This is a genomic window from Nocardioides sp. NPDC059952, from assembly GCF_042730435.1.
Taxonomy (GTDB): Bacteria; Actinomycetota; Actinomycetes; order Propionibacteriales; family Nocardioidaceae; genus Nocardioides.
Genome location: NZ_JBHWLY010000052.1, coordinates 36,787 through 41,134, shown reverse-complemented (window position 1 = coordinate 41,134; position 4,348 = coordinate 36,787). Strand labels below are relative to the sequence as shown.

The window sequence follows — 4,348 nt, the reverse complement described above, 5'->3', positions numbered from 1 at the left end:
GAGCTAGCACCACGTGACCCCATAACGGAAGCGGGGGCGCCCGCGGGCCAACAACCGGGCCCGCAACCCCAAAAAAAAACACCGGTGGGTTGGGGGCGCGGGGGGTGGGTGTGTACCCCCCCCCCCCCCCCGCGGGGGGGGCGGTTCCCCCCCCGGGCCGGGCCCCCCCCCCCCCGACTCGAGCCCGGAATCCGGGACAGATGCGCCGAGTCGCGACTACTGCGGCAGACCGAGGCTCTGCGAGCAGGCCGGCCAGGAGCCGTAGCCACCGTTGGCGTCACGGACCTTGGTCGCGATCGCGATCTGGGTCTCGCGGCTGTTCTCGCTCGGGAGACCCGAGCCACCGTAGGCCTGCCAGGTCTGCACGTTGAACTGCAGACCGCCGTAGTAGCCGTTACCGGTGTTGATCGCCCAGTTGCCGCCGGACTCGCACTGCGCGAGCTGGTCCCAGACGGTGCTGCCGCCGGCGAAGTTGGCCGCAGGGGCCTCCTCCTTGGTGCCGATCTTGACGACGCGGGTCTCGGCGCCCTCGATGACGTTCTGCTCGAGGACCTTCCTGGAGACGGCCTCGCCGTTCTTGTAGAAGATGCGGTAGGTCACCGAACGGACTCCGTCGGAGCCTTCCTCGACGACCTCGGTCTCACCCTTGGCCATCGAGGAGTCCTCGATCTCCTTGACCGGAGCCTCGACCGTCTCGCGGGCGACCTTCCGGTTCTTGGCGGAGAAGTCGGTGAAGACGATCTTCTGACCGCTCTTCAGAGCCTTGTCGGAGGCCGGGGAGACCTGGTCCCGAGGCTCGAGCTCGACACCGAGGTCCTTGAGCGCGTCGCCGACGGTCAGCGCGGTCACGCTGACCTTCTTGGTCTTCTTCCCCGCCAGGGCGACCTTGACGGCCTTCGGCGTGACGACGTCGAGCGACATCCCGTCGCGGCCGATGTAGGCGCCGCGGCTGGTCGAGAGCTCAGCCCGGTCGTAGTCGCGGCCGAGCTCGGCGAGCGCGCCGCCGACGGTGGTCGCGGTGACCCAGTGGTCCTGGGACTTGCCGTCGACCTCGAGGCTCAGCTGACGGGCGTAGCGGACGCTGATCGCGCTGCCGTCCTCCACCTCGGTGTCGAGCGAAGGGGCAACCGCGTCGCGGTCGCCGATCTCGATGCCCTCGGCCTCGAGGACCTCACCGACCGTGTCGGCGTTGACGCTGACGTCCTTGGCCTTGCCGTCGATCGAGACGACGACATCGGTCTGGGCGGTCTTGACCCCGTACGCTGCGCCGCCTGCGGCGACCACTGCGGCGGCCAGTCCGCCGACCAGAACGGCCTTACGGCGTCGGGTTGAAGCGATGTTGCGGAACCACGAGTTGGTGCTGCTGGGGGGCACGATGCTCCGATGTTTGGTGTCCCCGGGCACGGGCGAACGGTGTTGCGAGATCTGGTGATCTACGCGCTGAGGCCCACCCCCAACACCGTCCGGATCTGTCCCGATCCCGGCTATCTCGCCGGACAGCGGAACAAATGCGGTCGGTTAAATGCAAGTCCCCTAACCGATCAGCAGGCAATTACAAGCATGCAATCTCGGTATCAAATGGGGGCCATAGAGGGCTGTCAATACCTGTCGCAGCGAATAACAGGTGTGCGATTCACCACGTCGAAATCGCTGGTCAAGCGGGTTGATCACGGCGCATGTCGTAATCCCGCCACGAAATTTCGCTCCCCCTGGCCAATAGGCGACAAATCCTTTACAGGTAACTGCGTTGCTTGGTGTTGTACTCCGAAGCCATCTCTGTCGTGATGGCCCGTCGTGCCGGTCAGTTCTCGGGGAAGGCAGATGTGCGCGATGTCACCAGACTCCGGAGGAACGATGAACAGACGCGTTACCAGCGCGCTGGCCGCACTCGCGGTCGCAGGCGTGACGCCAGTGATCCTCACCCACTCGTCGGCGAGCGCCGTCGAGACCGAGGGGACCCCTGCTGCGGCCGCCGTCAAGCAGAAGGTCGACAACAAGCCCGACGCGCTCAACACCAAGCGCACCGAGCTCAAGACCAACGCAGCCACCGCGGTTGCCACGGGCGAGAAGCAGACGGTCACCAAGAACGGCAGCCAGGTCGTCAAGATGGGCTCGGGCAAGAACACCCGCTGGGTGGAGCACGAGCCCACCGAGAAGTCCCAGCTGCTGAGCTTCCTGGTCGAGTTCGGCGAGGGCGGCAACCCGGCCTTCCCCGAGAACACCTCGGGCCCGCTCCACAACGAGATCGCCCCGCCCGCCGAGGACGACAACTCCACCTACTGGGAGGAGGACTTCTCCCGCGAGCACTACATGGACATGTTCTTCAACCAGAACAAGGGCGAGGAGTCGTTCCACAACGTCTACAAGGAGATGTCGAGCGGCCGCTTCGACCTCCAGGGTGACGTCAGCGACTGGGTGACCCTTCCGCACGCGGAGTCCTACTACCAGAGCGCGACCGGCGACGAGACCGCCAGCGCCATGAAGAACTACGTCCAGGACAGCGCCAACGCCTGGTACGAGTCGCAGAAGGCGGCGGGCAAGACCGACGCCGAGATCACCGCGTACCTCCAGGACTACGACATCTGGGACCGCTACGACCTCGATGGCGACGGCAACTTCAACGAGGCCGACGGCTACATCGACCACTTCCAGGCGATCCACTCCGGTGCGGGCGAGGAGGCCGGCGCCGACCCGTGGACCATCTGGTCGCACCGCTGGGCCGCCAACGCGTCCGGCTCCGACGGCCCGGCCGACTTCCCGAAGGCCGGCGGCGTCAAGATCGGTAACACCGACATTTGGATCCGCGACTACACCACCGAGCCCGAGAACGGCGGCCTGGGCGTCTTCGCCCACGAGTTCGGCCACGACCTCGGTCTGCCGGACTTCTACGACACCGCGGGCGGCGAGAACGGCACCGGCTTCTGGACCCTGATGAGCTCGGGTTCCTGGCTCGGCCACGGTGACGGCACCATCGGCACCACCCCGAACCACATGGGCGCTCCCGAGAAGCTCTTCCTCGGCTGGCTCAACTACGACACCGTCGAGGCGGGTTCCAAGAAGAAGCTGACCCTGGGCCCGAGCTTCCACGACACCGGGTCGAAGACCCCGCAGGCACTCGTGGTCAACCTCCCCGACGGGGAGACGACCCACGACGTCGGCTCCGGCACGTCCGGCAAGTCGTTCCTCTACTCCGGCAAGGGCGATGACCGTACGGCCACCGCGGTGAGCCCGGAGATCGCGGTCCCCGCGGGCGGCACCCTCTCGGCCAAGGTGAAGTACGACCTCGAGGCGGAGTACGACTTCACCTTCCTGGAGGCCTCCACCGACGGCGGCACCACGTGGTCGACCCCGCTGGCGACGAACCTGTCCTCGGCCGAGTACAACAACGGCATCCACGGCACCTCCGACAGCACCTGTGACGGCAACTGCGCCGACCACGACCCGACCGAGTACGTCGACCTGACCGCCGACCTCTCGGCGTACGCCGGTCAGAACGTGAAGCTCCGCTTCCGCACCGCCAACGACGGCGGCGTCGCCTACTACGGCTTCGCCATCGACGACCTCTCGGTCGGCTCGGCCTACACGACGGACTTCTCGTCCTTCGCCGACTGGACCGTCAAGGAGTACATGGGCATCACCGACGGCACCTACACCTCGACGTACCCGCGCTTCTACATCGCCGAGAACCGGCAGTACAAGGGCTACGACAAGACGCTGGCCGAGGGTCCGTACAACTTCGGCTACGGGGTCACCGCGCCGGACAAGGTCGACCACTACGCCTACCAGGACGGCCTCCTGGTCTGGTACCAGAACGGTGCGTACGGCGACAACAACACCTCGGAGCACCCCGGTGGTGGCCAGGCGCTGGTCGTCGACTCCACCGCGAAGCCGAGCCTGTGGTCGAACGGCACCCTCGCCCGGAACCGGATGCAGGGCTACGACTCGACCTTCGATGTCGACCGTGCCGACGCTCTGCGGCTCGAGGCCGAGGTCGCCGGTGGCGCCGACAACGTCCTGAACGTGCCGCGGCACAAGAGCGTGCCGACGTTCTACGACAACTCCGAGACGGCCTACTGGGACGCGTCCAACCCGGCGCACTCCACCAAGACCGCCGGCAGCGGCGTGAAGATCACGGTGCTCTCCTCGGACGAGCGCAAGGGGATCATGAAGATCAGCGTCTCCTGATCTGATCCGATCAGCCCCGCTGGTCGCGGCCACTTCGTTCAGACCGGCGAGCGCTAGCGAGCGGTGGGGCGAGCCACCCCCGGGGAGGGGTTTGGTGGGTAACCCCCCCCCCGAACGCGACCCGGGGGTCGACCAACGGGGGGCGCCGGGTAGCATGTGGCGG

General features: G+C 66.8%; 2 protein-coding genes. One reads left to right on the top strand and one right to left on the bottom strand.

The genetic code is table 11. The features are described 5' to 3' along the window. Positions 1 to 216: 216 nt before the first annotated feature. Entirely contained in the window at positions 217 to 1,374 is a 1,158-nt protein-coding gene (locus ACFV9G_RS21140; protein ID WP_378729541.1) for a ubiquitin-like domain-containing protein, read from the bottom strand. 480 nt (positions 1,375 to 1,854) lie between these two features. Between ACFV9G_RS21140 and ACFV9G_RS21135 the strand changes: the two genes are divergently transcribed. Next, complete coding sequence (locus ACFV9G_RS21135; protein WP_378729539.1) at positions 1,855 to 4,185, top strand: immune inhibitor A domain-containing protein; 2,331 nt, start codon at positions 1,855 to 1,857, stop codon at positions 4,183 to 4,185. The last annotated feature ends 163 nt before the right edge of the window (positions 4,186 to 4,348 follow it).

Bases quoted from the DNA above. Each gene is read 5' to 3' on its own strand.
- ACFV9G_RS21135 (WP_378729539.1), top strand. From the start codon at position 1,855: ATGAACAGACGCGTTACCAGCGCGCTGGCCGCACTCGCGGTCGCAGGC.